The 3,294-nt window shown below is 68.2% G+C and carries 2 protein-coding genes; one reads left to right on the forward strand and one right to left on the reverse strand.

Annotation, left to right across the window (positions count from 1 at the left end; translation table 11 throughout):
• Positions 1 to 2,128 (forward strand): Calx-beta domain-containing protein (locus AC2H6A_RS18875; protein WP_484275262.1); only part of this gene is annotated, 2,128 nt, incomplete at its 5' end.
• Positions 2,129 to 2,195: 67 nt separating this feature from the next.
• On the opposite strand, the gene AC2H6A_RS18880 is transcribed toward AC2H6A_RS18875, so the two are convergent.
• Positions 2,196 to 3,294, reverse strand: a 1,099-nt coding sequence (locus AC2H6A_RS18880) for an HlyD family type I secretion periplasmic adaptor subunit (protein WP_484275263.1), incomplete at its 5' end; no start/stop codon positions are given.

The raw sequence follows: 3,294 nt of genomic DNA on the forward strand, positions 1-3,294 counted from the left end.
CGCGGCCACCATCGAGAACACCCGATTCGAGGGCAACGAGAGCATCGTCCTCAACGCCACCCTCTCGGCCACCGGACGCACCTCGAGCACCGGCACCGGCACCGCCACCATCCTGGACGATGATCTGCCAGGCCTGAGCATCAGCGGCAACAGCGTCGCCGAAGGCGGCTATGCCCAATGGACCGTGGCCCTCGGAGCCGCCATGCCGGTGGCCGGCAGCCTCTCCCTGGCCTTCGGGTCAGGCACTGCCACTGCAGGCTCGGACTTCACCAACGCCCTGCAGGTTTCCACCAACGGCGGCACCACCTGGTCGACCTACAGCTCGGCCCTGTCCATCCCCGCCAACACCACCAGCGTTCTGGTGCGCGCGGCCACCATCGAGAACACCCGATTCGAGGGCAACGAGAGCATCGTCCTCAACGCCACCCTCTCGGCCACCGGACGCACCTCGAGCACCGGCACCGGCACCGCCACCATCCTGGACGATGATCTGCCGGGCCTGTGCGTCACCGGCAACAGCGTTCTCGAGGGCGGCTGCGCACAGTGGACGGTTTCCCTTGGTGACGCCATGCCGGTTGCGGGGTATGTGACGCTGGGCCTGGGCACCGGCACCGCCAATGCCGCAGACCTGCGCTATCCGCAGTGGCAGGAGGTGTCGACCGACGGCGGCCGCTCCTGGAACTGGTACTACAACGGCACGAGCATTGCCATCCCGGCTGGTACCCGCAGCCTGCTCGTCCGGACACCCACCAACGACGACTGCACCATCGAGAACGACGAAACCGTCGTGCTGGAAGCCACCCTCTCGGCAAGCGGCCGGAGTTCCTCCTCGGCCAGCGGCGCAGCCATCATCCTGAACGACGATGCGATCAGTGTCAGCATCAACAACATCAGCGTCAGGGAGCCGGGCGGACAGGGCACGCAGGACCCGGACGAGGACGATTGCAGCACGGCCACTTTCACGGTGCGCCTGTCACAGGCCACCGATCGCGATGTGGTCGTAGCGTGGGAGACCCGGGAGGGCTCGGCCACCGACATCACCACCGGAAACAACTGGCATGGCAACGGTGGGCGCGACTTCATCAGCGATGCCGGCACGGTGACCATCCGCGCAGGGCACACCAGCGCCACGATCAGCATCCTGATCACCCCGGACAACCGCAGCGAGCAGGCGGAGCAGTTCTCGGTGGTGCTCACCAGCGCAACCAACGCCCGCATCACCGACAGCACCGGCGTTTGCACCATTCTGGCCAATGTCAGCCCGCTGGTCCTCGACCTTGACGGTGATGGTGTCGAGACGATCTCAGCCTCGCAGGGCGTCTGGTTCGACAACGACGCCACCGGCGTCGCCCGCAAGGTTGGCTGGGCGGGTGCCGATGACGGCCTGCTGGTGCGCGACATCAACCAGGACGGTCGGATCAACGACGGAGCCGAGCTCTTCGGCACCGGCACCGCCGACGGTCGTGGCGGCAAGGCCGAGCACGGCTTTGCCGCACTTGCCCAGCTCGATGACAACCACGACGGCGTGGTCGACAACCGCGATGCCGCCTGGAAGGACCTGCAGGTCTGGAAGGATGCTGACAGCGACGGCATGACCGATCAGGGAGAACTGATCTCGCTGGCGGCGCTGGGCGTCAGATCGCTGTCCCTGCAGCACAACACCTCGGACGCGGTCCAGAACGGCAACCAGATGCTGCTGCAGGGCCAGTACACCGATGCCACAGGCGCGCACCGGGAGATGACCGATGTCTTCTGGGGCATCGCCGACGAGGGCGCGGCTACCGAACTGGTCCCTGTCGGCAGGGCAGGTTCGGTCGGAGGCAGCCTGGCCGACGCCAGCGCGCGGATCTGGGCGCCCGAGGCCGGCGAAGGCAAGGTGCTCATCCGCGGCTTCGACGCCGACCATGATGTGATCGACCTGCGCGGCATCCTGCCCGACGAGGCAAGCGACCTGAGCACCCTGCTCAGCCTGCGCCGTGACGGCAACACCACCGTGATCGACATGCACGGCGCTGGCGGTGCGGATGATCGGCAGATCGTGCTGGCCGGGGTGGACCTGCTGGGTGAACGAAGCGCCAGCGAGGCGCTCGATGACCTGCTGCGCAAGCAGCAGCTGATGACCGCCTGACGCCCGAAGCGGGCGGGCCACCGGGGCAGCGCCCCGGCAGGGCCCGCCCGGTCAGCCTCGCGTCGAATCAGCTCTCGGTGAATGCGAGCTGTCGTGCGCGCAGAATGGGCTTGAGCAGATAGGTGGCCACCGTGCGCTGGCCGGTCATCACATCGACCGTGGCCATCATCCCTGGCAGGATGGGGTGGCGATCCCAGGCGCTCGCGGCAGCGCCCGAATCACGCCGGGTACGCACCCGGACCAGGTAGTAGGGATTCCCCTTGTCGTCGGCCAGCGTGTCGGGTCCGACATGCTCCAGCGTTGCCGGCAGGCCACCGAACACGGCGTAGTCATAGGCGCTGAGCCGCACGGTGGCGGGCATGCCGGTACGCAGCCGCGCAATGTCCTTCGGCGCGATTCTCGCCTCAACCAGCAAGGTATCCTCGGAGGGGACGATCTCCAGCACTTCCTTGCCAGGCTGGACCACACCGCCGGGCGTGCGCGCATGAAGCACCTTCACGATGCCGGCCACTGGCGCCTTGAGCACCGTCTTGCTCACCCGGTCATCCAGACCGCGGGCGTTCTCCCGGGTGCGATCGAGTTCGGCAGCCACTTCAGCGAGCTCCTGACGGGCTCGTGACAGAAAGGCCTGCTCCAGCTCCTGACGGCGGGCCAGGGCCTCGCTGCGGGCCCCCGCCAGACGCTCCAGGGCTGCGGCGGCGCTCGCGATCTCGCCCCGGGTTCTGACGATCTCGCGCTCCAGGCGCACCATGTCGAATTCCGACACCGCGCCGGTGCGCGACAGCGGCTTGCTGACATCGTATTCCCGCTGCAACAGGGCCAGGGCCGCGATCGTGGCGTCCCGCCGGCGGGAGGTCTCTTCCGCCTCGGCGCGCCGCTGTTCGATCTGGCCGTCGACCACCTGCAACTGCGCCGAAAGCTCCTGGCGTCGCGCCTCGAAGATCTGCTTCTCGCGCGAGACCGCCAACGGGTCGGACGCACCCCCGGTCTCGCCAAAGCGGGGTGCCGCCTGCCCGGAGGCCTCGGCGCGCAGGCGCTCGAAGCGGGCCGTCATGGTGCCCCGGCGAGAGCGGGTTTCGCCCAAGGCCGCATCGGCCCGCACGGCCTCGATATGCACCAGCGGCTGGCCCTGGACCACCCGCTCGCCCTCCTTGACCAGGATCTTC

Source organism: Quisquiliibacterium sp. (genome assembly GCF_982640115.1).